Origin of the sequence: Microlunatus panaciterrae (assembly GCF_016907535.1) — a bacterium.
Lineage (GTDB): Bacteria > Actinomycetota > Actinomycetes > Propionibacteriales > Propionibacteriaceae > Microlunatus > Microlunatus panaciterrae.
On record NZ_JAFBCF010000001.1, the window covers coordinates 2,052,192 to 2,077,803 of the forward strand.

The window sequence follows — 25,612 nt, forward strand, 5'->3', positions numbered from 1 at the left end:
GTCCCGTCAGGGATTGTTCTGGTGGAAGTCGAGGATCACGCGGTCGCCGGCAACCTCGGAGCCCGCGGCATGGGGGACGACCTCGCCGACCAGCAGCGGCAGCAGTTGGCCGTAGCGGCTGGCGCCGAGGTGCTCGACCTCGACCATCCGGTTGCGGGCGATCTCGAGCGTGTCGTGCAAGGTGGCGGCGAGATCGGTCAGCGTCCAGGGCTGGTCCAGCACCGGCGGCACTGCGACCAGGATCGCCTGCGGCGCGGTGGAGTCGGGCTGGTCGTAGTGCAGCGCCACCCCGGTGACCTCCTCCCGGTAGGGCACCGATTCGCTCCACTCGTCGACCAGCAACGCAGTCCCGGTCGACCCGGCGGCGGGCAGCTGGTCGGCGCCGAAGATCACCACGCTCACCTTGCCGGTCAGCAGGGCGGGATCCGGCAGGGCGCCGCCCAGCCACGGGGTGCCATCGACGTGCGGGAGCTGGGCGACCTCCCCGGTCAGCGAGTGGCGCCCGAGGGCCTCGGCCAGCAGCTGCACTTCAGCCAGGTCCGCAGCCCCTGGACGAACCGCGGCCGCCCCCTCCAGCCAGGCATCGAGGTCATCCGGGCCGACCAGGTGCGAGTCGAGAGCGGTCTGCAGATCGGCGCGGACCGGGTCAAGCCCGACCCGCGGCACCAAAGTGAGGCCGTCGCCCAGCAGGTCCCTGGCGGCCTGTGTCCAGGTGCTCGCCGGCTTGGGCTCGGGCGCGGCGGCCAGGGTGGCGGCTGCCGTACGACAGCGCCCGGCCAGGTCGAGGAAGGCCACCTCGGCCGACTGCAGCAACTCCGTACTGACCTGGATCCGGGAGAGGTAGCGGCGCGGCAACCCGACCCGAATCCCATAGGCCTGCGCCGCCTTCGCCGCCGTCCGCCAGGCGTCGCGGCCCGCCCAGAAAGCGTCCAGTCGTGCGAGCCTCTCGGCCCGCTCGGCAGGTGTGCCGGAGGTGAAGTCGAGCATGGGCAGCCAGGCGCTCGGATGTTCGGCCGCTGGATCCGCGGGGACCGGTGTCCGGAGCGTCCCCAGCCACACCGCCGGATCGCCGTCCAGCACCGCGGAATCCAGCCCGCCGTCCTCGGCGAGCAGGCGGGCCAGCGCCACCGCGTCCTGTCGAGCGCCGTCCAGCAGACGCTGCACCCGAGTGGCCAGGTCGTCGACGTCGATCCCGTCTCCGGCCGTCGCGGTGAACTCCGGGGCGGCGTAGTCCGACGCGTTCGCAGGCCTGGACTTCCCCAGCAGATCCGCCGCCGCCTCAAGCAGTGGTGCGACGTCGGTGATGCTGCGGATCAGCGGACCCCAGGCGGGTGCCCGCAGGGATTCGATCGTCCAGCTGTCGGTCGCGGTGGTCTGCGGCCCGTCGGCCACCACGACGCCCGGCTGGTCAGGCGGCAGCTCGGCCGGTCGCAGTTGGTCGAGCACTCGGGCGGTCAGGGTACCGACCGCCGAGTCGAAGCCGTCGGCGAGCAGCGCCACCAGATCCAGCGGTTGCAGGCCCAGGTCGGCGACCGACACCTCCGGCAGCGCCGCACCGGGGGCCAGGCCGCCCGAATTGAGCCGGATCCGGATCTTCGCGGGATCCCCGAGAAGGACGCCGAGCCAATGGTTGACCGCTGGTTCGAGGGCCGCCCGTGCGGTCATCGGCACCGCCTCCCAGCCGACTGGGCCGACCACCGGATCGGCAGACATGGCTGGCAGCTGCAGGATGAGTTTGTGGCTGATCGGAAGCCCGGTCCGCGGTGTGTCGGTGACCTCGGGATGCGGGATCGCCGTGCCCTCGGACAGCGCGGCCAGCACCGCCGCCGCCCGTGCGTGATTGCCGCGCACCAACTGGTGCACGGTCTCGCTGATGGTCAGATCGGCCAGCGCGTCCAGGGCGTCGGCGATCGCGTCGATCCCGCGCAGGACCCCGACCAGCTTGTCGGTCTCGGCTCGGGGCGGCAGCGCGCCCGGCTTGGTCAGCCAGGGATAGGCGGCCTGGTGGGCCCACAGGGTCTGGAACAGGGTGCCCTCGGCATCGGGGTCGTTGGCCTCGACCCAGTCCAGCAGGGTACGGACGAGAGCGAGTCCGTCGACGACGTACCGAGTCGGTTCGGTGACCGCTTCGGCGCCCGGGGCAACCGCAGCCACCGTCGGGTAGGCCCGTCGAAGCGGGAAGATCGCCGAGTCCAGCTCCACCACCTGCGGGGTGTCGGGGCGCGCGTAGTACTCGTGCAGGAAGCGCTCCAGGCGGTACCCGAGCAGCGCGCCCAGATCATTGCCTGCGCGTACGCCGTCGATCAGGGACAGCGCGACGCGCACCCGGTCCGACGACAGGTTGACCGACATCTCGTTGCCGAAGGAGCCCTCTGCGGTCTGCGAACGGTAGGCCGCGCGCAGGATCGCCGCGGTCACCGCATGCGTCGGCGACGGGGTCTGGATGAAGCCCTCCCCGGTCGGGTCGGAGATCAACGGACGCCCGGGCAGGCCGGCCAACGCCTCCGGGACGGCGGTGGCGGGCGGTGCGCTCGGCTTGCGGCGCAGGTTCTCGACCCAGCCGTAGGCGCCGATCTGGGCCCCTCGCGGTCGGCGGGCGCGCAGGATCTGGAGCCGCCGGTGCGCGAGCCCACCGAGCCAGGCGTCGAGCCGGTAACTGCACAGATCCAGGTGTTCGCGGGTGAGCGCGGTCATCCGGTCGGCCGGCAATCCGGCGAAGGTGGTGATCGCGGCCCGATGGTCGGTGATCACGGCCGGCCGGAGCGCGGCGACGACCTCGGCCATCGTGCGGTTGTCGAGGTCGGCGGGCACCGGAACGCCGGCGCCGCCGAGTTCGGCGAGCCGGTTGACGGGGGTGAAGAGCAGCCCCCAGGCCGACGTCCGGGACAGGGTGCCGGCGGACCAGGTCTGGTACAGGCTCGAGGTGCCCAGGATCGCCAGCGCCTCCTCCGACAACAGACCGCGGGTGATAAGGACGTCCGCTGCCGCGCGCCGGGCCTCGGCCAGCAACGCGTGCCGGACCAGCAGCTCAGCCAGGCCGACGTTCGCCAGGTCGTCCTCGGTCCGGGCCCGGACCTCGGTCAGCGCCAGGCTGAGCAGGTTGAGGATCCAGGTTCCGGTGCCGGTGGTGGTGCCGTGGGCCGGAACCGAGACCACGCCCTGCAACGGCCAGAGCCCGGTGAGCAGCCGCAGCCCGTAGGCGCGGGAGGTCTGGAGCAGCTCCAGCACAGGCTTCCAGTCCGCCGACGCCTGCCCGGTCGAAGGATCCCGCGGTATCGAGGCGGGTGGTAACCCAAAGGCGGTGCGGAAGACCTCCTCGAGGTGCTCCATCAGTGCGAACGGCCCCAACGTGGCTGCAGTGTCGACGGAGGTCCCCTCGGTCGGTGGGACGCCGAAGCTCAGTCCGAGGTCAGGCTGGCCGCGAACCCCGCCACGGTCGGCGACGTTGAGCGCGAAGCGGTAGCTCGACCCGACCGAGGAGAATTCCAGGCCCAGCATCCCGAGGAAATGCTGCTGGGCGTCGAAGCCCGGCTGCCCGACCTCGGGGCTGTGCGCGTGCTTGACGGCCGGGCCGCCGTCGGCGCCGAGGCGGATCGTCGACCAGTCCCGGTTCAGCTGCCGGAACAGCCCGAGCAGGGTGTCCTCAAACTTCTTCTGCCGCGCCCGCTCGGCGGGGGCGGCAGCGTCGAGGCCCGAATCGCGGAGGTCGGTCCGGAAGCGGCTCAGCGCCAGCACCGGCAGCAGCCCGTACGGCTGGTCGTCGACTCGGATCGCGGGCAGCAGCCCGCGTCCCGAGACATGGGCGAGCGCGTACCTCCGCAGCCGATCCCGGGCGTCCCGGCTGATGAGCCCGGAGGCCAGTTCCTCCAAGGCGTGCCCGATCGTGCCGGGGTAGAGCACCTGGTTGGCGAGTAGGGCGTCGTTCGCATCGGTACCGTCGGCGCCGGCAACGTGGGCCAGCACGTCGGTGTCGATCCCGAGAGCCGTCGCCAGACGGCTGCCGTCGGAGTCGTTGGTCGTCGCGGCGAGTGAGGGCCCGCGCTCGATCGGGTACGCCTGGTCGGGGTCGTCCGTGCTGGAGTAGCCGGCCCGGTCGTCCTCGGTGTTGTTGGTCGCCGTGCCGACCGGCAGCACCGAAAGGCCATCGGCGGTGTAGTGGTGGGCGTCCAGCATCGCCGTCAGCCGAGCCTCCGCGTCGGCGGCATCACCGTCGGAGAGGCCGAGGACCAGCAGCTCGTCGAAGCCCTGTTCGGCCTCCTGAGCGGTGATAGTCAGCCGCAGAGCCATCCCCTTGGCCTCGGCCTCGTCGAAGTCGGACATCCAGCGGAGGCCGTCCGGCACCACCAGATTGCCGTCCTCGTCGAGGCTGAAGGTGTCCCCGCTCGGGTCCAGGCCGAGTTTGAGGTCGGCCGGGATGGGCCGGCCGGCCGTCACCTTTCCCGCCTTGCCGCCGCTGATGGTGAAGACCGCGAAGCGCTTCGGCAGCACCGTCGAGGAGGCGGCCCGGGTCCAGGTGCCGCTGCGGGTGCCGACGGTCGGGGTCGTCGGCTGCGGGATCGGCTCCACCGGGATCCGCTGCATCCGGCCGACGAGCTCGTCCAGCAGCTTGATCCACTCCGCGGGGACGTTGCTGAAGACCTGGCTGAGGCCGACCAGGGTGGCCCGCTGGGTCTGCAGCCGGGCGGCGATGGTCGTGATCGCAGTGGCCGGCAACGCCTCGGCGGCCTCGAGAGACGACTGCACCGCCTGCAGGGCCCGGGCGATTGCGGTGAGCTGGCGGTCGGTCAGGGCTCGCCTCGGCCGCAGTACCGGAGGGCGCCCAGGGCGCTCGTCCGGCACGGTGCGGTCCCCGCCCAGGACGGCGGCTCGTTTCTCCAGCGCGGTGATCGCGTCACTGATCAGCTTGGCGGCGGCGGCGCCGGGGGTTGGTCCGGTCTCGGCGGGTTCGAACGGTTCGGTGACCCGGGCGACCCACGCTGCGCGTTGGGTGCTGCGGCCGATGCAGAGCGCCCGCCAGGCGCCCTTGCGGAGGTCCTCGTCGTCGCCGGCCGCAGCCGTCTCGGTCCAGAAGTGGGCCCCGTCGTTCCGTTCGGTCTCGGTCAGATCTTCTTCGTGGCTGTCGACGGCGAGCGGTTCGGGGTAGACCCGCACCAGCAGTTGATGGACCGTCCTGGTCGGCCGGGCGAGGGCAAACACGGTCGACGCGGTGCGATCGGGGACTTTTCGGTCGAGGTCGGGCCGGTCACTCGGGGTGGCCTCGATCTCAGCGCGGAGCTCGGCCGCACCGGGCCGCCCCGCGGCCACCGCGAGTCGGGCGAGCAGGTCGGCCTTGAGCGCTCCGGGCAGCAGCGTGATCCCTGCGGCTGCTGCCCGCAGGTCGGGGCCGAGGGCGGCCATCGGGTCGGTCAGCCGGCTGAGGATCAAGTCGGCGGCCTCGGCGGAGGCGATCAGCTGCGACCGGTCCAGCCGCACCACCCGGGCGGCGCCGAGCGCGTCGGCTGTGGTGCCGTCGCCGATGACGATCCGGTGCCGGGGGCGCCGCCCGGCGGGACCTGCGGTGCCGGCTGCGGGTGCGCCGCCGGGCAGCCCCGGTCGCAGCGGCAGCCCGGCCGGGGTGCGGCCGAGTTCGCGGGCGGCCTGCGCTCCGGTCCGCAGGCCGAGGTCCGCGACCAACCGCAGCGCGGGCTGGACCCGGCCCGCTATCGCGCGGAACAGGGCCTCGGCGATGGCGACCTGTTGGTCGAAGGCGGCCAGGAAGCGCTCGCGCTGGTAGTCCGACCGAAGGCCGCCGAGCCCGGCACGCGCCGCACCGATCCCCTCGCGCAGTGCCGGCAGGGCCCTGGCCAACCGGCGCTGCTGTTCCGGCGTACCGGCGGTGATCGGCTGCTCCAGTTGGAAACGCAGCCTCTCCAGCGTCCCGGCGAAGAGGGTGAGGTCGGTCTCGGTGGCCTTGTAGAGCGGCTCCTCGACCCTCCGTTTGAACGCCGTCTTCTCCTTGACCGTGCCGACCAGCTCGGTCGGAAAGCTGCGCTCACGAAGCCGCTGCAGGAGGTCGTCAAGCTGCGCCAGGAGATCGAGCAGGTCGCCGAGGTGGTCGGTGAGATCGGGCACCTCGACGGTGGTGAAGCGGGTCTCGACCCGGACCGGGATGAGCACGGCCGGCACCTGAGGGTCGAAGCCGGCCGCGAGCGTCCCCAACGCGGTGACCGCAGTGGTGGCGGCGGGGTCGGTGGTCAGCGTCGACCAGTCGACGGGGTTGGTGGTCATCGCGTACCTCTGTCCCTCACGTAGTCGCCTGAACGGGGAGCATGTCGGTGGCGTGCCGGGCCAGCCAGACGGGGTTCTGGCAGAGAATCGAGGCCAGGTGTGCCGAGGTCTGGCCCCAGTCCGGCAGGCCGCCCGTCGTCGGGGCCAGGCCGGTGTTGGCGCTGACCAGCACCTGGGTCGGCGGCTGCCCGGCGACCGGCTGCAGGTGCTTCCAGTTAAGGTCGTCCCAGCTGGTCAGGGCCGGGGCCGGGGTGGACGGGTCCTCATCCAGGTCCAGCCCGAAACGCAATTGCCCGGGGCGCTCCATGAAGCAGAAGAAGAAGCCGGCGTCGGCGGCGGTGCCGGCGGCCTCCTCAGGCGTCAGCTCGAAGCCGAACAGCGAGATGTCGGGGTCGAGCCGGCCACGGATGACCGGGTAGCGGATCTCACCCGCCTCGTCCAGGGTGCGGTGACGGCTCGCGCCCGCGCCGGTGTAGCGCCCGTGCTGAGCGAAGACGATGGTGTCAGGAAACTTGACCAGCAACGCGGCGCGCACCACCAGCACCAGCAGTCCGGACAGCTGTGGAGCGTTGGTGCCCAGGTCGTGCTCCCAGCCGTGCAGCTCGGGGATGTCCGGCGGCCGATCCACGCCGGCGTCGGCGGCGTCGAAGAACCGCGCGAAGTAGGTCCCGCGCTGGTCCGTCGGATATTCGTTCCAGAGCAGCTCCCGGGCGAACTCGGTGTTCACCCCCGCCAGCAGCGACTCGATGAAGCGCACATTGGGCACCATGAGCGCGATCGACTCCGCGGGGAGGTTGGCGATATTGGGAATGATGTAGTCCTGGCCCAGTTGCGACAGCGGCGCGAAGAGTGGGTCGTCGAAGGTCGGGTAGGCCATCACCGGCCTGAGCCTGCGGCTGTTGGCCAGGTCCGCCGCCAGATCGTCCACGCCGCCGAGCACGGTGGCCAGCCGGGCAGGCATCGCCACCCGAGGCCTCAGCTGCAGCGACACCCGCGTGGCCAACGTCGCCGGGGCGGCCAGCGCAGCCGCCGGGGCGGGTATCGGCCGGGAGGCCGACAGCGCGGAGAAATCAGCCAGCGCAGCCGCGAAGTCGACAGCGTTGGTCAGCCCTGCCGTCGGCGCCAGTGTCGTGAGCGTGGTGGCGGTGCTCGGCGCAATCACCACCGAGAGGTAGTTCTTGCCATCGATGGCGGAGCCGTAGTGTTCGGTGAAGATCGCCTCGGGCATCCGCAGGACGGTCGCCTCGTCGTCGGCGCCCACGTCCACGGTGGTGAGGGCGTCGTTGAGGGCGATCACTTCGGCGCGCAGCTCCGCGTTGCCCGCGGTCGTCGCCGGGTAGGTGGTGTCCAGCCGCCCCCGAATCGCGGTGTGCAGCTGGTCGATGGTGATGGCGGCCAGGGTGCCGGCCAGCCGGCGTGCCTCCACTTCGTCGCCGGCGAGCACCGGGAGCACGTCCCGGCCGCGGGGGAGTTGGGCGGCGACCGCTTGGGCGGCCGTCTGCACCAGCGTCGGCGCGACACTCAGCGCCGGCTCAGGCGCCGGTGGCGCGGTGGAGACCGCGGTCGCGGGGTCCTCGTTCAGCCGGTTCAACAGCCCGGACTGCAGTTCGCCCGGCAGGCCGGTCGTGATGGTGGTGAGGGATCGGATGAGCGGTCGGCGCGGCCGGGTGATGCGCCGGAAGGCCGGCGCCTGCGCCGCCACGGGTACCCGGCTGGCATCCACCACCCCACGGATGCTCGTGTCGGTCGCATCCGCGGTCCGCAGCCCAGACTGGGCGCCCGCGGTCATGCCGAGCAGCCGGTCGGGACCGGAGTGCGAGATGTGCTTGGCGAAGACACGTTCGTTGGTGGTCAGCGCCAGGTCAGCCTCCCGGAGCCGCTGGTTGACAGCATCCAGCTCCTCGACCTGCGCCCACGCCCGCTCCATGTACTCCTCGTCGCGCTGGCGGACGATCTCCGCGCCCAGCCCGGCAGCGGCGCGGTTGCGCGGGTCGAGGTTGAGTTCGGCCAGCCAGCGCAAGGTCGCCGTGGTGGCATCGGCGACCCGCTCCAGTGCGGCGTGCTTGCGGGCGTACGCGGGCGGGGTGACGATCGGGTCCTCGTCGGCGCCCGCGCCGGTCTCGCGGAAGTCCACGGCCAGGTCGACGACCTCACGCAACTGGTTGATGATCGGTGCACCGGGAGACGTGGGGTAGCCGACACGGGTGGCGAAGTCGACCGGCGCCAAAGCGCCCTCGAAGGCGACTGTGGTCCCCGGCGTCGCCTCCACGCCTGCGCCCGGATCGGAGATGTCCAGGTCACGGGTGCCGAAGCCCTCGGCCTCGATGCGGTACGCCTTCGGCCGCCGCGCGAGCACCTCGAAGTCGGCCAGTTCGCCGGTCCGGAAGGTCCAGTCATACAGCACCGGGAAGACCCGCGGCTGGCCCTGCCCCCAGGACGGCTGCTGGGCCGGCACGGTGCCCGGCTCGGCCGGGGTGCCCAGTCCGGCCAGCCGGCCGACCTCGAAGGCGGGCACGACGACGGCCCGATAACCCGTGTTCAGGTCGAGCCGGCGAGGGCTCAGCAGCCGGGACAGCGCCCGATCGGGGGCGGACCTCACGTAGTCGTCCAGCAGGTCGCCGGGGTCGCCGGCACCCAGGTCGCCTTGGGTCTGAACGTGGGCCCACGCCCACGTTTCGGTGACCGGTGGCAGCGGGGCTGCGTCAGTGATCGTGAGGATGGCGACCTCGCCGGGGATCGGGGTCAGTGTGTACTCGCCGTCGGCGAACACCAGCAGCACCAGCCAGGGCCGCAGCTTATGGGCGGCGGTGGCCCGCGCCGGGCTGTACCGCCAGGGGAAGTCCTCGTCGTAGAACTCGACGTAGGCCAGCTCGCCGGGGCTGGCGTTCACGCTGCCGGGGACCGGCATCGCGCGCAGCACCGTGTCGGGCTTGAGGCTCTTGATGTCGCCCGGCCCGACCAGGGACACCTGCTGGCTGACCACCGCGGGACCCACGGCCGACGCCCCTGGGACCGGCACAGACTCCAGGGTGATCGAGGCAGTCAGCGTCGCACGGTCCTTCGTACCGGCGTTGGGAGTGGTTCCCAGGTGGTCGACCTGGTCTACACGAGTGGCGATGCCGCGCCGGGACCACGGGAGGAAGCTGTACTCCGGCAACTCAGTGGACAACCTGCACCCCCGGGACGATCTGGAAGCGCCGCCCGTCAGCCGGCAAGCCGGCCAGCCGCTGCTCGGCGTCGGTGCGGGAGAGCAACATGGTGCCCCCGGCCGCGGGCTGACCGTCGGCGCCCAGTGGCACGAGTGAATCCTTGGCCGTGACGGCGTACAGCGGCTCGGCGGCGGTCGCCGACCGCACCTTGCCGCGCTCGGCACGCTTGGCCTGCAGTCTGGACGGGGCTGAGGAGCCGATCGCACCGCCAACGACCAGCCTGGAGAAGGTCAACTGCGGGTTGGCCGGCACGGCGGCGGGAGTCGGGGCCTCCGGGTCGGGGTCGTCGATGACGATCATTTCGTAGGTCTGCGGGTGGTGCAGCACGAAGTCGGCCTCCAGGGTTTGTCCTGAACTGGCCCGAACGCCGTTCGGCCGGTCCTCGAACGCCGGCGCCTTCAGCAGGTCGGAGCTGGTGCTGGAGAGCCCGGCGAAGGTGGAGGGGGAGAACGGAGCGGTGACGTCGTCGAAGTCGGCCGCGTCGGTGCCGAACGAGAGACCGGTGATGGTGACCCGCTGGACATCACTCGGCGGGGTCTTGCCGACCAGGCCGATGTCGGTCTCGAGCGGAATCAGGTTCTCCCTTGCGGACAGCAATCCGCCGGCGTCGACCACCAGCTCGTCACCGGGCAGCGGCAGCAGCGTCACCCCGGCGGAGGCGGAGGCGGTCAGTTCGGCGGTCCAGTTCAGCGGATCCCGGAACTGGTCGAGCAGCTTCGGCAGTACGGGCTCGGCCGGGATGCTGGTCTCGTGGGCCTCGCCGAAGGTCGCCTCCACCTCTACGCTGATCTTGAAGAAGAGGATCCTGATGCTGGCCGTGCCGTGCGCGTACCACGGGGTCGGGCCGCGCAGCTGCAGGTCCAGGCTGATCGAGCAGACGTCGGTTCCGCCGGCAGTGACGGCGAGCTTGCCCCACATGTGCGCGTCGATCAGGAACGGCACGAACTGCACCAGCACGTCGAAGCCGAGATCGCCGCTGATCGAGAAGCCGCTGACACCGACGAAGAACTCCAGCTGGGCGCCGAACTGGATGGTGTTGCTGGTCACCGCGAAGTAGAGCCTCAGCGTCAGCCGTGGGTTGTCCTTGAGCAGCGACAGGCTGAGCCGCCGCATCACCGGCAGTTTGAGGTGCGCAGCCGGGGTATAGCTGGGGTGGAAGCCGCCGATCGAGACCACCAGGTCGGGCTGGGCCCCCCAGCAGAGCCTGATGGCGATGTCGCCCTCGAGGCTGAGCTTGAAATCGGCGTAGCCGATGAAGGAGTCGTAGATCGCAGCATCGAAATAGAGCAGGCTGGCACCGACGTCGATGCCGCCGATGAAGGCCACCTTGAGGTCCACGACGGCTTCGTCCGGGGTGGGCAGTGCCAGCCGCAGCACGCCCAGCAACGCGATGTTGGGCTGCGGGGCGATCTCCAGCACAATCCCGATCTTGAGCGTCACGAGCGCCGGGTTCATCCAGGTGATCATGGCCATCGGCGCGATCAGGAAATGGCCCTCCTGGGCCGGGAAGGACTCCTCCAGATCGCGGACGATCACGTCGATGCGGTTGATGATGTCGGTGGGGAAGAGGATCGAGTCGGCGGTGCCGGTGCGCAACCCGTCTCTAATCCGGTCGACGTCCATGCCGCGGTTGAGGCCGAGCAGGCCACCGGCGCCGGCGAAGAAGAACCCGTAGCCGAGTGGGATCGGCACCGGCAGCGTGACCGTGATCAACATCAGCAGCGAGAACCCGGGAGAGCCGTCGGGCTTCTTGGTGGTGATGATCCCTATCGCGGTGAGCGCGAACTTCTCCAGAACCGCGATCTCCAGAGCGCCGACGTAGCGGCCGCGAGCCTCGTCAACGAGCAGGAAGCCGCCGAGCCGGATCGTGGAAGCATCCAGCGAGAACCCGAAACCGTCGGGTGGCTTGAACGACAGCACTGCACCCGAACCGGTGATCGTGACCCGCAGCCCGACCCGGTCCACCGTGACCGCAATCGGTCCCAACTCCGCGTTGCCGGAGAGGGCAGCGACCAGGTCGCTCTGTTGCCCGAAGACCGCGGCCAGGTAGAGCTCGCGGAGGAAGATCACGTCGAAGAGGTTGAGGTTGAGCGGGAACGTCAGTTCGATCCCGTTGTCCAGATCACCAGGTCCGCCGTGCACCTCGAGCTGGTCGTTGCGGTAGGCGATGGCAGTGGTGAAGCCGGCGCCGAGCTCCTGCGGGATCAGCTTGGCGACGAAGGAGTCGCCGTCGGAGCCGTTCACCCGGATCGCGGTGTTGATCAGCTCGACCGCTCCGCCCAGGCTGTCGACGGCGAAGGTGGCTCGGCTGGTGGTGGCGTCCCAGAAGGCGAAGTTGGCGAAGAGAATCGCGGCCACACCACCGAGCTGGACCACGCTGTCGTCGTCGCCACCGAACAGCGGATGCTCATCATCCGCACCGGCGATCTGCAAGCCGACACCGACCACGTCCAGGCCCGGCGCCGGGGCAACCGGCAGGGCCGGATCAGCTGAAGGTCCGACGACCCAGGCAGTGACCCCGGCGCCGGCGCCGATCCAGTCATGCTCGCCGAAGAGCAGGGTCACCGACACGTCGCCCGGGAAGTTCACCGAGCCCTGCAACCGGATGCCGAGTCGACCGGCATCCTCGGCGAAGCCGAGGTCCAGGTCGTCGGAGATCTTGACGGAGACTGACGACAGCGCCCGCTTCAGGGCTCCCAGCCCTATCACTGACGGCTCAGGGAACTGGTCGACGATCTGAACCGCCCCGGTGTCGCTGGTGACCAACCCGGCACCGCGCAGGATGGCCCGTGAGCTCGGCCCACTGGGCCACAGCGGCTGGTTGAGCAGCGTCTCGACCTGCGGGATGACGTAGCGGGTGATCAGCGGAAGCAGCCAGGAGCCGGCCAGCCGCAGCCCGCCCTCTGCGGTGAGGACGACGTCCGGCGTGGGCAACACGACGATCTCCACCTCGCCGGCGGCGGCCTCGCCGAGCGGCACGATGCGTAGGCCGAGCCGGTCGCCTGCGAGGCTGAACTCAATCTCGGGGGTGAACCAGTCCAGCGGATCTCCGACCTCCACCCGGGCCCGCAGCAGGCCCTCGAAGTCGTTCAGGTAGCCCAGCCTGGCTTCGAGGATGCTGACCGGGCCGGTATCCAGGCCGGTGAGGGTGATCAGCACCTGCGGGTGGCCGTCGGCTGCCCAGCCCAGTTCGGCGCCGAGCTCGCAGCCGGGCAGCAGATCCATCTCCCAGCGCAGCCGGTCCTCCACTCGAACGATTCGGTGACCTGCGGGCAGCGGGATGACGCCGGGGTTGCCGCCGCTGGGGAAGAGGCTCCGGATGTGGTCGATGATCAACGCCGGGTCGGTGACCTGGTCCTGCAGCCAGCCGGGGTCGAGCATGTCCCGCAGCAGTTCGACCTGCGTGCTGCCGGTGAAGCCGTCAGCGGACGGGTCGTAGAGGCCAAGCGCCTCGGCGATCTGCAGAGCGACGTCCAGTACCGGGTGCGGCGGGTTGGGTGCGAGCGCGTCGACGATCTCCTGCAGCACCTTTGGCACCAGGGCGGTGACAGTGTCGCCGAGCAGCTCACCGAGCCCCGAGACGGTCGGCAGCAACTGGATCGGGCCGACAGTGTCCGGGGTGATCACCAGCCGGACACCGCCCGCGTCGACGCTGAACGCGATCGTCAGGTCGCCCCAGTCACCAGGCAGCTTCAGGTCCAGGGTGATGGCACCGGCCGGTGTCACCTGCACGTCCGTCGGCTGCGTTCCGGTGGTACGCAGAGCCAGGCTGAGCGCGACGGTGGCGCTCACGACGTCCGAGTCCTCGCCGAACGTGCCCGTGAGCTGCACGAGGAGCGGCTCGCTGCCAGAGGCGGTGATCAGGAAGCCGCCGGGCAGCGCGAGACCCTGATCGCTGTCGAGGGCGAGGGCACCAGCGATCGTGCGGAGCAGGTCGTTGATCTTGTCGCCGTCCAGCAGCCCGGCGGCGGTGCCGAGCGCGGCCGGGCTCCGCAGCCAGCTGACCGGGTCGCGGACCAGTGCGCTGATCGGAGGCACCGTGGTCGCACCGCCGGTCAGGTCACCGAGCACCGCGCTCGCCACTGCCGACACCGCCAGTTCGGGGATCAGGTCGACCAGCCGGGACTGCAGCGCTGCCGCGTCGAACGGCCGCAGCACCAGGGGTGCCGCCAACCACGGGTCGGCGCTGACGTTGATCGTGCCGTCGGCGGGCCGGCGCAGCAGTGCCGGTCCGGCGATCACCGAGACGTCGAGGGTGGGCGCGAGCGTGCGGGTGGCGAGGTCGAGCTGGCCGCAGATCCTGAACGGCTCCGCCACGATGATGTCGGCTGTGGTCTCCAGCCGCACCACCATCGTGGCGTCATCCAGACTGAGCCGGAGCGGCAGCTCGGGCAGCGTGATCGACAGTGCGCCCGGGTCGAGATCGCCCAGGTCCAGACCGGTGGTGTCAGGATCGCCCAGGATGTCGCGCAGCACTGTCAGCAGATCGGTCCGACGCTCGCTCAGTGTCCGGATCGGTACGGTGGCCAGGTCGATGAGGCCCTGGATGGAGGCGCGCGGTCCTTCGGTGGTGGTGATGACCGCCCCCGCGGCCTCGAGCAGGTCGAGGGCGGCGTGGGCTGCCGGGTTGGCGGCCGCGGCGTGCAGTTCGGCCAGTACGGCGTCGATCACCTCCCGCAGACCGTCATCGGCGAGCTCGACCACCTCCCGGACCGGGGAGGCGTCGATCGACGCGTCGACCAGCCGCAGCCAGGGCCGGATGCCCAGGCCACCGGTGGAGCCTCCGCCACCGGCCGGGTGGACCATCACGCCCGCCTCGACCTGTCGCACCCGTGCGGTGACCGGTCCGTCCGGAAGGGCACCCGCGCCGACGAGCCAACCGTCGGGCCGGAAGGTGGTCGTGCTGAGGCTGAGCGCAGTGGCGGGTCGCGGTGGTTCCGCAGCACCCGGGACGAGCCGCAACCGGGCCAGGTCGACCCGCGCGTCGGCCGCGAGCGCGATCTCCCGCGGCCCCTCGGCGTCGACACCACCGTCGTCACCGTGCGGGGTGGTCAGACCGAGGCGGACGCCGAAGGAGAGGTGGCTCGGCGGCTCGGCGGCGGTCAGTCCGGTGATCGTCGAGCCCGTCAACAGCCCGAGCAGGTCCCCGCTGAGCCGGGAGCCGACGGCGAACCCAGGCACCGTGTCAACAAGACCATCCGCGACCCCGGCGAACCAGCCGAGTTTGACCGGCCCGCCCAGCGCTCCCCCGGTGCCGTCCAGCAGCCCGTCCAGCCAGCCGACCGTGCCGCCCAGGGCGCTCTCGGCGATCGACCCCGACACCGAGGCGGCCACCCGGACCGCGTCGGCTGTGAGGGCGTCGACGAGCGGGGACAGCTCGGAACCATGATGCGGGCTGCCAAGGGTGATCAACCCGCTGACCAGCTCCGGATGGGCCGCGGCCAGGTTTCGGGCCACCACGCCGGCAGTGGAATGGCCGACCAGCCGAACCGGCTGCCCGGTCAGCGCCCGCACGCGCTGGGCCACCGATCGCAGTTGTTCGACCTCGCTGACGGCGTGGTCGGCGAGCAGGTCCGCGGTGTAGATCGCTGCCACAGCGACGATCTGGCCGAGATCGACCTCGGATGGATCGGGCAGCGCACGCAGATCGAAGTGCCGGCCGGGCAGCGTTGCCGCCCCCGTGACGGCGGTGATCAGCTCGTCGAAGATCATGCGATCGGCGAACGGAGGCGCGACCATCAGTATCGGCCCGCTGCCGGCGGCCAGCCTGGCCACGACCTGGCTGATCACCGCTGGATCCTTCGGCAGCAGGCCGTGCGGAGTGCTGACGGTGGTGCCCAGGGTCCAGCCGTCCGGCAGTTGCGAGGCCAGCGGCACCAGCCCGTCGCCGTCGCCCAGCCAGCTGGCAAGATCATCGAAACCGTGTGCCAGGGCGTCCAGATTGCGGCCGCGGAGAAGAGTGCCGAGCTGGGGCCGCAACGCGGAGGCATCGGCTAAGAAGCTGACCAGGAAGTCACCGTCGGTCACCTGGTCGGCAAGCTGGGCGATGGCGGAGATCCATTCGGCCGGCGGCCCGGCCGGCTCCAGCCACACCAGCCCGTCGACCTTCGTCACGCCCCGGGACGCGTCGGTGGTGTCGTCGACGATCGGGATGACCCACGGGTCGTCGTAGCGGCCGTTGCCGGTGATCGACCGCAGCGATGGAGCATCGAAGCCGCCGAGCCTGAAGCCGCCCGGCAGCAGTCGGCCGAGCAACTGCAGGCCGTTGCCGACAAACGTGACACCGTCGGCCGAGATGCCAGTGAGCAGTCGCTCCAGGTGGGCACGCAGCACGGTCGGCGGGTCGTCGAGGAACAGCTGCAGTTGATCGACACCGCCGAGCAGGTCACCGAGCAGCGGCCAGTCGTCAGGCAGTTCCGGCAGGTCCCGGTGCAGGCCCAGCAGGGCGGCGAGGACGTAGGCGGGTTCCCCGGCCCAGGAGCGCAGTGCCGAGCTGATCAGCTGACCGAGCAGCCGGATGGCGTCCGCGCCGAGCCCGAGGTCGGGTTGCAGGCCGGGCAGCACGAGGTCGTACGGACCGAAGACCTGCTCCTCGAGGGTGATCGTGACCCCCGTGATTCCCACCTGCCAGAGCGGCTGGTCGCCGGGCCGCCAGGTGACCAGTGCGGCGGCGCGGCCGGACGTCAACTGCAGACCGGAGAGGTCCAGCGGACCAGTGGGGGTGATCTCGACCGCCAGTTGCGAACGGCCGACCAGAGCCACCGAACCGGCCCCGCTGGCCGGCAGGTCCAGGGCCAGCAGCTCGACCAGCAGTCCGCCCTCGAAGACGCCCTGGCCGGCGCTCAACATGAGGCCCAGCCGGAGCCGCTGCAGTCCGTCGGGGTCGGTATCGGTCCGGGCGTCCCAGGCCGCCAGTGACAGCCCGACCGGGCCGGCCGTGGCGATCGGGGTGACCCAGGGATCCTCGGTGCTGCCGGCGCCGGTGACGACCGGTGTCAGCCCGACCAGGATCGCCACCTGCTCGAACATGTGCGACCACGGATGCGCGGCATCGGCAAGAACCGTCCGGTGCAGCGCGCCCAGTGCGATCGTCGGCCCCCGGCCCAAGGCCGCCGGGTCCAGCAGGTGTGGCGTGGTCGGGTCTGAGTCCGGGCGGCGCAGGCCCAGCAGGGTGAGCAGCGCGTGGGCGATCGGGCTGTCCCCGAAGGCGTCCTGGAGGATGTGCAGGGCTGCATCGGCCGCCACCCCGATCACCGCGTCTGCGTCGGTCAGGTCGACCATCCCATGGTCCTCGCCGCTGATGATGACATCGGTGATCGCCAACCACGGTTGCAGGTTGCCGTCGGCGAGCCGGAAGCCGGCGCCGAGCTGGCCGATCTGAAGATCGGGGACGTTGGAGATCAGGTTGCCGGTGGTGGGCGCGATCAGGCCGACGGTCGCCTCCGCGACGAACTGCGTGCGGCGAACAGGCGCTCCGGGGTCCGCAGACACCCCCGGCACTGCAGGCAAGGGGATCCGCAGAACAGTCACCGCCCCGGACAGGGCGACCGGACCGGCATCCACCCGGACCTCCAGGCCGATCTCCAGCTCTCGGTTCGGGGTAACCTCGAGCAGCAGGGAGAGGTCGACGATGTCGGAGTCCAACAGTCGTGCCCGGAAGGGGTCGTCTTCGGTGCCCGTGCCGCCGACCGGCAGATCGTCACCGATGAGGCCGCTCAGGTGGGTTGCCCAGGACGTCAGGCTGGCCGGGGAGTCGACGATGTCGACGAGCCAGTCCAGTACCGCTTCCGGGTGGGAGAGAAGATCCTCCAGGGGCAGCGGTGGGATCTCCGAGGTGTCGTCGGTGCTGATGCCCAGGAGCTCGAAGAGGTGCTCAGCGAGCCGGGCCAGTTGTTGGTTGCCGCCGGCGTCGGCGACCAGCAGGTCGACCACCTTCTGGAGCAGCAGTCTCAGCGCCTTGACCAGATCCGTACCCACGGTGGCGGAGTCGATCACCAGATCCACAGGCTCAGCGCCGCCGAGGATGAAGTCGTCGACGGTGACCCGGACCCCGGCCTGGACGCCCAGCGGCGCAGCCTCGTCGAGATGGATGCTGACCGCGGCACCGATCCTGCTCATCGGGATGTCGGCGGACGTGAAGCCGATGTCGACGCCGACCAGCATCGGCCCATCGGCGGTGCCGGCGATCGCCTCAAGATCACCGGCGACGCTGACCAGCGGAAGCCGGACGGTGCCCTGCACCTGGCCGACGCCGGAGCCGAGGACGCCGCTGTGCAGGCCCGCGGCGACGCCGATGATGTCGCCTTCGACGGTCAGATAGAGGTTGCCCACCTCGGTGTCCAGCAGCGGGTACCAGCCGGGGAGCCCCGGGTCGGGCGGCAGCAACTCGTCCAGCAGCCGCAGCAGCGCGGCCCGCTGACTGGGGTTGGAGAGCACCCGTCGGATGGCGGACAGTGGATCATCGAACCAGCTCGCGACCAGCTGCCCGTCGTCATCGGTGACGCCGATGGCAGTGAGCAACGAGGTGGTCTGTGGATCGACCCCAAGGTCGAGAGTCATCACCATCCCCCATGCCGAAAGTGCCAGAGCGTTGTCGCCAGGATGACCACGCCTGCCGGCGCCGTGATCAGGAAGAGGTCAACGTCGTGGTGCCCGCCCGAAGGGCGCCATGCGGGTCAGCCTAGCGACGGCTGATTCACCGCAACAGAGGCTTGATCGTCGAGTTCCGCTGCTCCGGGCACTCGTCATCGATCCATGCACGCTTGCTCGGTGCTGGGCTCTGTCGGTGTGGCCCGGTCGGGTACATACTGGTCGGCAGGTTGATCGAGGAGGTGCTCGTGACCATCGTCGACGACATCCTGGCCGCGCTGGGCCTCGCCAAAGTGCCGGGGACCGCCCGTAATCTGTTGCGATGGCCAGTGCCGCCCACCCCACCGGCGCCAAGACCGCCGTTGGTCGAGGGTGTGCTGGCCCACCTCCGGGGCGACCTCACCACCGACTCCAGTTTGCGTCCCCGGGTCAGCTTCATCCTCGGCCCGGGTGCGACACTCGGCGGTGTCGTCGCCGAGCTGACCGATCTGCTGGCCACGATCACCACCCGTACGACCGCAGCCCCGATCCCCGATCGAGGCACGGTCGGGGCGGCACTGCAGACCTACAGCGCCACGCACCTGACCAACACCCCGACCGACGTGCTGAAGGTCGGCTTCCGGATGCCGCTGCCGATCGAGATCGACGAGGACACCGGGGAGTGGGTCACCAACCTGGAGACGATCCGGGACTGGGCTCAGGTGCCGCCAACGATCGTGCTGCCGGCCGGGGTGGTCGGGCCACTGCTGATTCCTGACCCGGATGCGCTGCGCGCCGAGGTCGCCGCCGACCTGGCGGCCGTTGCCGACGCCAGTGATCTCGGGATCGCGCTGGCCGCGCGTGCGCTGCGGAACCCCTACGAGCCGGTGTTCTTCGCCTACGAACTGTTCGACCAGGTGCGGCGCCTGCGGGCCGCCGAGGAGGTGCCGCTGGCGCTGGAACTGGTCGACTCGCTGGTCAACCATCAGGCCCAGCTGTTGGCCAGCACCACGGCTGGCAACGCGGTGCTGCGGCGGCTGTGGTTCGCCGTCGAGTCGGTCGATGCCGCAACCCTGGTGGGCGACCCGCGGGACAGCCTGCTTCGCGGCCGCCGGTTGTTGGCCACAGCCCTCGGGCTGGCCGCGACCGTGCCGCCGGTCCTCGACACCTGGCAGAGCCCGCTGGTCGCCGGCCCGTCGATCACGCCGCGGGAGGCTCCGTTGCCGGCGGCCAACGTCAACTTCGCCGCGGCCAACGCGCCCGCCGGGTCCGAGACGGCGATCGAGGCCGCCGGTAACAACCAGCAGGTGGTGCTCGGTCGCCAGTTGAGTGCCGGGAACACCGGCGTGTATGACGGCTACACCGGCCCGGCCCACATCGGCCGGGTGTTGCCGGCGGCCTTCGTCGCCGCCCATCAGGTCGAGATCAATCCCGCGGGGGACCCGCGGCTCGATGCCCGGTCGCAGATCGTGGTCGCGATCGCCCCCAACGAGGGCCGGCTGGATGCCGCACGGCTCCGGGACCGGGGCATGCTCTCCACCGGCCTGCAGCAGTGGACCGAACACGTCAACACCGAGGCCAACGTGCTCTGGGAGCACTTCCGTGGACTGGCCCCGGATCAGTACGACCTGCACTTCGGGCTGTACCGGCTGTATCCCCAGATCTGGGGCGCGCTGGAGGCTGCAGCCACTCCGGTGCCATCGGCCGCCGCGTTGGCGGCCGCGAACCCGTGGGCGGATCCGGCCGTGACCGCCGATCCGCTCGCGCTGCCTGCCGCCCCGGTTGATCATTTCCCTCTGTATGCCACGCTCTATGAGCTTGTCCTGAATGGCAGGGTCAGGATGCACCAGTCGACGGCGGCCAACATCGGACCCCGGTTCGCGTTCTTCAAAGGCAGCGGTCCGGCGGGGGCGCGGGTCTTCACCGCGGAATGGGGGGCGAGGGCGCGACTCGCGGCACGTACCTCGGTCGCCTATTGCGTCGCCGAGATGCAGACTGCGAACAAGCGCTTCGACCGCATCCTGCGCGACACCGGGGACTTTCTCATTCCCGGCACGCCTGCCCCGCTGGGTGGCGGCCCGCTGCCGCGCTACACGGCCGCCGACCTCTTCACCACCCAGTACGGGGCGGCACTGGTGCTGGACCACCACATCAATGCGCCGGGGCTGGTCACCGGGGACATCACTGACGCCGTAAACACCACCACGGCCGTGTCGGGCCAGGCCGCCTTCGACGCCGCAGGCAATCTGCGCGACCCGTGGGTGGTTGCCCTGGCCTCGCGGTACCAGGTCGTGCGGCACTTCCCCGGGCCGGGGGCCAAGGCCCAGCGTGATGGTTTCATCAACGGTCTGCCGGCTGCCGTCCTGTCCCGCGCAGCGGGGTCCTTCGCCGGGTGGTGACTCCGGCGTCGCGCTTCGGCCGAGAGGGATGGCGAGACGAAGGGCACGTACCTGGTCAACGAGCTCAGCCCCCCACGCGCTCTGAGCCTGTCGAAGAGCGATGCACAGGGTGGCTCAGACGTCCGCGGTGGGATGGTGCATCTCCGAGGAGACCGTGCTGACTCCCTGGAGGAGTGCATCGAGCTCGCGGCGAGCGCTGTCGGTGAAGACATGTAGATCGGGGTAGGCGTCCGCGTCGGCGGTCACCAGCAGGCACAGCCGTCCGGCGTAGGACATCGCTCCCACGCCGAGCGAGACGTTCCCGATGAGGTTCAGCAGGGGGAACACCCCGAGGACCCGCGCGCCGCAGAAGAACAGAGGATCCCTGGGCCCGGGCAGGTCTGCGCTGAGGACGTTGACGCGACGTCGAGCGACTGACTTGAGCATCACACCACTGAGGAGCCGACTGCGAAACATCGAGCCCAGCGCAGGATGGGGCTGAGACTTGCACCTTCTGGTCTGCTCCGCGATCAGCCTCAGCCTGGTTGCAGGGTTCACGTCCGCCAACGGAACCGGTACAACGATCTGGGCGATGAGGTTTCCGCCCGGGTGATCGCTCGCGTCCGGGCCGGTTCCGCGAAGCGACACGGGGACGTAGATCGGCATCGACATACCTTCAGCCAGCTCCCCACGGCCGGCCAACAACCCTCGTAGCCCGCCGGCGATCACCGTGAGCAGCACGTCGTTGACCGTGGCGCCGTGCCTGTGCGCGACCTGAATCAGCGGGGGCAGGCGACTGCTCAGCAGGTCCAGGCTGCGGTCCGGACCGATCAACCGGTTGAGGCTGGTGTTCGGTCCCGGCTCGGCGGCGAGAAGTTGGTGCAACGTGGGCCAGGCGGCGAGAACTCGCCGAACCGTCCTGACCAGATGCCTGATGGAGACCAGCACCTGAACCGCCTCATGGCCGACGTGGACCAGGTTGTCGATCAGCAGCGCGGATCTGGACGGCCATGGCGACGGAGCCCATCTGGGGGCCGGCGGTGGCGGCCCAACCTCGGTAGTCGTGTCCAGCAGTACGGCCAGGCTGGCCACCCCGGCCATGCCGTCTCCCATGACGTGGTGCAGGCGGATGAAGAGGCCGACCCGTCCATGTGTCAGCCCGGTGAGGAACCACATCGCCCACAGCGGCCGTGAGGGGTCCAGGCGGGACCGTCGCACCTCGGCGACCGTACGCAGCACCTGCTCGTCATCACCCGGCGACGGCACCGCGAGGGCGTGGACATGCTGGGCCAGGTCGAACGCGGGGGCGTCCAACCACAGCGGCCGACCGAGCCCGCGACCGGGGACGTACAGCACCTGACGAAGGCGTGGCAGCAGGTGCAGTCGGCGCTCGAGCGCCTCCCGCAACGCCTCGATGCGCAGTCGCCCGTCGGTGTCGACGAGTTGGCCGCCTTCGAGGAATACGAGGGCGCCGATGTCCTGCGGCCAGGTGTGATCGGACCAGAGGACGAGCCGGTCATCGGCACTGAGTCTGTCCATGATCGCCACCTCCCTCGTCAGCGTCGCCGTCCGACGGAGGGCCGGCTAGGGTCTTCTGACCCGGGGCGGTGAGGCACAAAGCCTCCTGCGTCGACCACCCGGCAGGCAGGAGGGTCGAGTCAGGCACTGGCTTCAGCGGAGGCCGAAGGCCGCCAGCGGTGGTTCTCGAGAGGCTCGCATGGTCGACGACACTCAGCTCAGGGTGCAGGAAAGGGTTGACCGGATCCTCAACCGGTGCCCCGCCGTCGGGCTGGCTGTCGCAGTGACGGGGCCTGGAGTCGCCAACGCCTTCCAGGCCCAGGGGTATGCAGACATCGCCTCCAAGCAGCCGGTGACCGAGGACACCGTCTTCAGGATTGCTTCGATCTCGAAGACGTTCACTGCGGTGGCCGTCATGCAGCTGTGGGAGCAGGGTCTACTCGACCTGGACCGTCCGGCCAACGCCTACCTTCGATCCTTCCAGCTCGTCTCGGGGCATCGCGGCTGGCGGCCAGCGACTCTGCGACACCTGCTGACCCACACAGCGGGGGTGCCTGAATGGGTGCGTCCGTCACGCATGGTCAGCAGTGGTTGGTTCGGGGAGAGCTTCGCGGTCGATCAACGGCTGCCCACCCTCGCCGACTACTACTCGGGAGGGCTGCGCCTTGCGGTCGAGCCGGGCACGATCTGGACCTATTCCGACCACGGGTTCGCCACCCTCGGACAGGTGGTCGAAGACGTCAGCGGACTGCCGTTGCACCTGTATCTGCGCCAGTTCATCTTCGAACCGCTCGGCATGGCGGACAGCGACCTGCTCCGATCCGAACGGGTCCAAGCGCACCTCGCCACCGGCTACCGACTGCGATCGAAGGGCCCTCGACACGTGACCGACCGGGCCTGGGTCACCGCAGCGGCGTCGTCGATCTACTCCACCCCGCGAGACATGGTCAGGTATCTCGCGGCGCTGCTCGGAGGGGGTTCGGCGGCAGGTGGAGCAATCCTCAAGCCGGAGACGCTGGCCATGATGTTCGAGGCGCACCACCAGAACGACCCGCGGATCCCGGGCATCGGGCTCGGGTTTCTCCGTGCGAACGTCGGCGGGCATCCCGTGGTCGAGCACCAGGGAGTTCTGCCAGGGTTCAATTCGCAGATCGCTCTGGCTCCCGGCGACGGGGTCGGGGTGGTCGCCCTGACCAACGGGGGCAGGAATGCTGCCACCTGGCTGACAACCGAGTCGCTGCGCCTGCTCGGGGATCTTCTCGGGGCAGAGCTCGACGGCATCCGCAACGACATCCCCCCTCAAGCGGAGACCTGGAGCGGCCTCTGCGGTTGGTACCAGCCGCGTGCCCAACCGACTGACATGCAGGCGTGGGCCATGCTCGGCGCGGGCGTCGAGGTCTGGGTCCGGCGCGGCCGACTCACCATTCGGGCTCTCAGCCCCATCCCTGCGCTCTTCCGCGGTTTGCCGCTGCACCCCGACGACGCCGAGGACCCGGACGTGTTCCGGCTCGACCTGGCGCGCTACGGCCTGGGCACGGCCCGAGTGGTGTTCAGCCGCGACGCCGGGGGGATGGCGACCGGGGTCCACCTGGACGGACTGCTCTTGTCCGCAGTGAGGCGAGACGGACGACGCGTGGGAGGCAGCGGATGAGCGTCATGGAGTCGGCGCCACTGTGGCGCTGGGGCGCGGGGGAGCTCGCTGCCGCGATTCGGGCTGGTCAGGTGTCCAGCAACGAGGTCATCGCGGTTCACCTGCAGCGGATCGCTGAGGTGAACCCGACCGTGAACGCGGTGCCGGTGGGCTCGCCGAGCAGGCGTTGGCAGCCGCGGCGGTGGCTGATCGGGCAGTCGCGGCCGGCGACGAACTGCCGCCGTTCCACGGAGTTCCATTCACGGTCAAGGCCAACATCGACGTCGCCGGAACGCCGACCACCCAGGGGCTCAAGGCCCTGGTCGGAGTGCTGACCCCGATCGATCCGCACTGACACAGGGCACCAAGGAGGGGGAGAGATGGACGCGTTCGATACGGAGTCAAAGCCGAGCACCGAGGCACCAGCATCACGTCGAATCGGCGGCGCCGAACTGCTTCCGATGGTTGCGGAGGCGCTGAACCGATGGCCCTCTGCTGGCCTGGCCGTCGGTGTCGTCGACCGCAACGGGCTCGCCTGGTTCCACGGGCACGGAGTCGCGGAGGTCTTCTCGAGAACCCCGGTCACCGAAGACACGGTGTTTCGGATCGGGTCCATCACGAAGACGTTCACCGCGATCGCGGTCATGCAGCTGTGGGAACAGGGACTTCTTGACCTCGATGTGCCCGCCAACGAGTATCTGCGTGCCTTTCGCCTGGTGCCCACCAAGGCGAACCTCTCGCCGGTCACCCTGCGTCACCTGCTCACGCACACCGCCGGGATCGGTTACTGGCGACGCCTCACTGATCTGCTCCAGCCCGGCATCGGGTCCGGGATCCGGGCCGGGCGGTCCTTACCCTCGCTCGCCGAGTACTACCACCGGGGACTGCCGGTCGAGGTCGAGCCCGGCACCAAGTGGATGTACAGCAATCACGGCTTCGCCGTCCTGGGCCAGATCGTCGAGGACGTCAGTGGGCAGCCGCTCGATCACTACCTCCGCGACCAGGTGTTCGCGCCCCTGGGTATGGAGCACACCGACCTCTCCCGCTCCGACCGGGTCCGCTCCCAGCTGGCCACCGGATACGTGCTCCGGGCGCGCGGGCTCAAGCCGGTGGCCGACCGTGAGGTGTTGGCCATCGGCGGAGGAGCCGCCAACTCCAGCACGGCGGACCTGGCGCGGTACGTCGCCGCGCTGCTGCGAGGTGGGGCCAACGAGCACGGGAGGATCCTGAAACCCGAGACGCTGGCGTACATGTTCGACCCGCACTACCAGCCCGACCCACGGGTGCCGGGTATGGGCCTGGCCTTCCTGCGTGGCCAAGAGGGCGCCCACCGCACGATCGGCCATGACGGGATCGTGTCCGGGTTTCTCTCCCAGATGACGCTGGCCCCGGAGCACGACGTCGGGGTCGTCGTCCTCGCCAACACGGGCGGCCTGGACGGCCGCGGGACCCCGGTGCCGCTGGGGACCGCTCTGCTGCGCCGACTGCTCGATCTCCCGGACAACGCGATCCGCTCCGACGTGCCGACGCATCCCGAGGTCTGGGGCGAGGTCTGCGGCTGGTACGGCCCGGACCCGGGGCCGGTCACCAACCTGTTCACGAGAGCGTTCATCGGTGCCGGAGCGGAGGTCACTGCAGGGGGCGGGCAGCTGACCCTGAAACCGCTGAACCCTATCCCCGCGATCCGCCGGGGCCTGCGGCTGTACCCCGACGACCCGGACGATCCGCGGATGTTCCGGGTCGATCTCTCGGGACTCGGCCTGGGGACACTGCCACTGGTCTTCACCGGTAGTCACGACGATCGGGGTCAGAAGCCCCGTCTCCTGTTGAACGGGATGTCGCTCGTCAAGCGGCCGGACGTCCGCAATCCTCGTCCGTGGGTCACCGGCGCCCTGGTCGGCGCGGCGGGTGCATTCGTCATCCGTCGGCGATCGAAGCGACTCGCCACGAAAGGAATCTGAGGCGCCAGGGCGTCGCTTGTCGAGGACCTCGTCGTGCTGAGATGGCATCTTCTGGGCTGCGTAGCCCCAGGTCGCACCCCG

8 protein-coding genes are annotated in these 25,612 nt (G+C 70.3%); 4 read left to right on the forward strand and 4 right to left on the reverse strand.

The genetic code is table 11. The annotated features are described in order from the left end of the window. Window positions 1-6 precede the first annotated feature (6 nt). Genes JOE57_RS09335 through JOE57_RS09345 form a run of 3 tightly spaced genes read right to left on the reverse strand, consistent with a single transcriptional unit; the run spans window position 7 to window position 18,035 of the window. Entirely contained in the window at window positions 7-6,267 is a 6,261-nt protein-coding gene (locus JOE57_RS09335; protein WP_204917434.1) for a hypothetical protein, read from the reverse strand. 16 nt (window positions 6,268-6,283) lie between these two features. Beyond that, entirely contained in the window at window positions 6,284-9,436 is a 3,153-nt protein-coding gene (locus JOE57_RS09340; RefSeq protein ID WP_204917435.1) for a hypothetical protein, read from the reverse strand. Next, window positions 9,426-18,035 (reverse strand): DUF6603 domain-containing protein, encoded by an 8,610-nt coding sequence (locus JOE57_RS09345; RefSeq protein ID WP_204917436.1) that lies wholly within the window; start codon window positions 18,033-18,035, stop codon window positions 9,426-9,428. The genes JOE57_RS09340 and JOE57_RS09345 overlap by 11 nt, the downstream gene beginning before the upstream one ends. A 278-nt stretch (window positions 18,036-18,313) precedes the next feature. On the opposite strand from JOE57_RS09345, the gene JOE57_RS09350 reads away from it, so the two are divergent. Continuing rightward, window positions 18,314-20,443 carry a hypothetical protein gene (locus tag JOE57_RS09350; protein ID WP_204917437.1) on the forward strand — a complete coding sequence of 710 codons (2,130 nt, stop codon included), beginning with the start codon at window positions 18,314-18,316 and terminating at the stop codon, window positions 20,441-20,443. A 114-nt stretch (window positions 20,444-20,557) separates the two neighbouring features. Here JOE57_RS09350 and JOE57_RS09355 read toward each other — a convergent pair whose 3' ends face one another. Then, complete coding sequence (locus JOE57_RS09355) at window positions 20,558-21,961, reverse strand: wax ester/triacylglycerol synthase domain-containing protein (protein WP_204917438.1); 1,404 nt, start codon at window positions 21,959-21,961, stop codon at window positions 20,558-20,560. Window positions 21,962-22,139: 178 nt separating this feature from the next. On the opposite strand from JOE57_RS09355, the gene JOE57_RS09360 reads away from it, so the two are divergent. From JOE57_RS09360 to JOE57_RS09370, 3 genes are all read left to right on the forward strand, one after another. Then, window positions 22,140-23,591, forward strand: coding sequence for a serine hydrolase domain-containing protein (locus JOE57_RS09360; protein ID WP_204917439.1), 1,452 nt, complete (start codon window positions 22,140-22,142; stop codon window positions 23,589-23,591). 166 nt (window positions 23,592-23,757) lie between these two features. Continuing rightward, on the forward strand, window positions 23,758-23,925 hold the full coding sequence (locus JOE57_RS09365) for an amidase family protein (RefSeq protein ID WP_239578901.1): 168 nt from the start codon (window positions 23,758-23,760) through the stop codon (window positions 23,923-23,925). Between the two features lie 25 nt (window positions 23,926-23,950). Then, window positions 23,951-25,531 (forward strand): serine hydrolase domain-containing protein, encoded by a 1,581-nt coding sequence (locus JOE57_RS09370; protein ID WP_204917441.1) that lies wholly within the window; start codon window positions 23,951-23,953, stop codon window positions 25,529-25,531. The last annotated feature ends 81 nt before the right edge of the window (window positions 25,532-25,612 follow it).

Excerpts from the sequence above, each read along its gene's own strand:
- JOE57_RS09355 (WP_204917438.1), bottom strand. The coding sequence starts at position 21,961 with ATGGACAGACTCAGTGCCGATGACCGGCTCGTCCTCTGGTCCGATCAC.
- JOE57_RS09370 (WP_204917441.1), top strand. The coding sequence starts at position 23,951 with ATGGACGCGTTCGATACGGAGTCAAAGCCGAGCACCGAGGCACCAGCA.
- JOE57_RS09360 (WP_204917439.1), top strand. The coding sequence starts at position 22,140 with ATGGTCGACGACACTCAGCTCAGGGTGCAGGAAAGGGTTGACCGGATC.
- JOE57_RS09335 (WP_204917434.1), bottom strand. The coding sequence starts at position 6,267 with ATGACCACCAACCCCGTCGACTGGTCGACGCTGACCACCGACCCCGCC.
- JOE57_RS09345 (WP_204917436.1), bottom strand. The coding sequence starts at position 18,035 with ATGACTCTCGACCTTGGGGTCGATCCACAGACCACCTCGTTGCTCACT.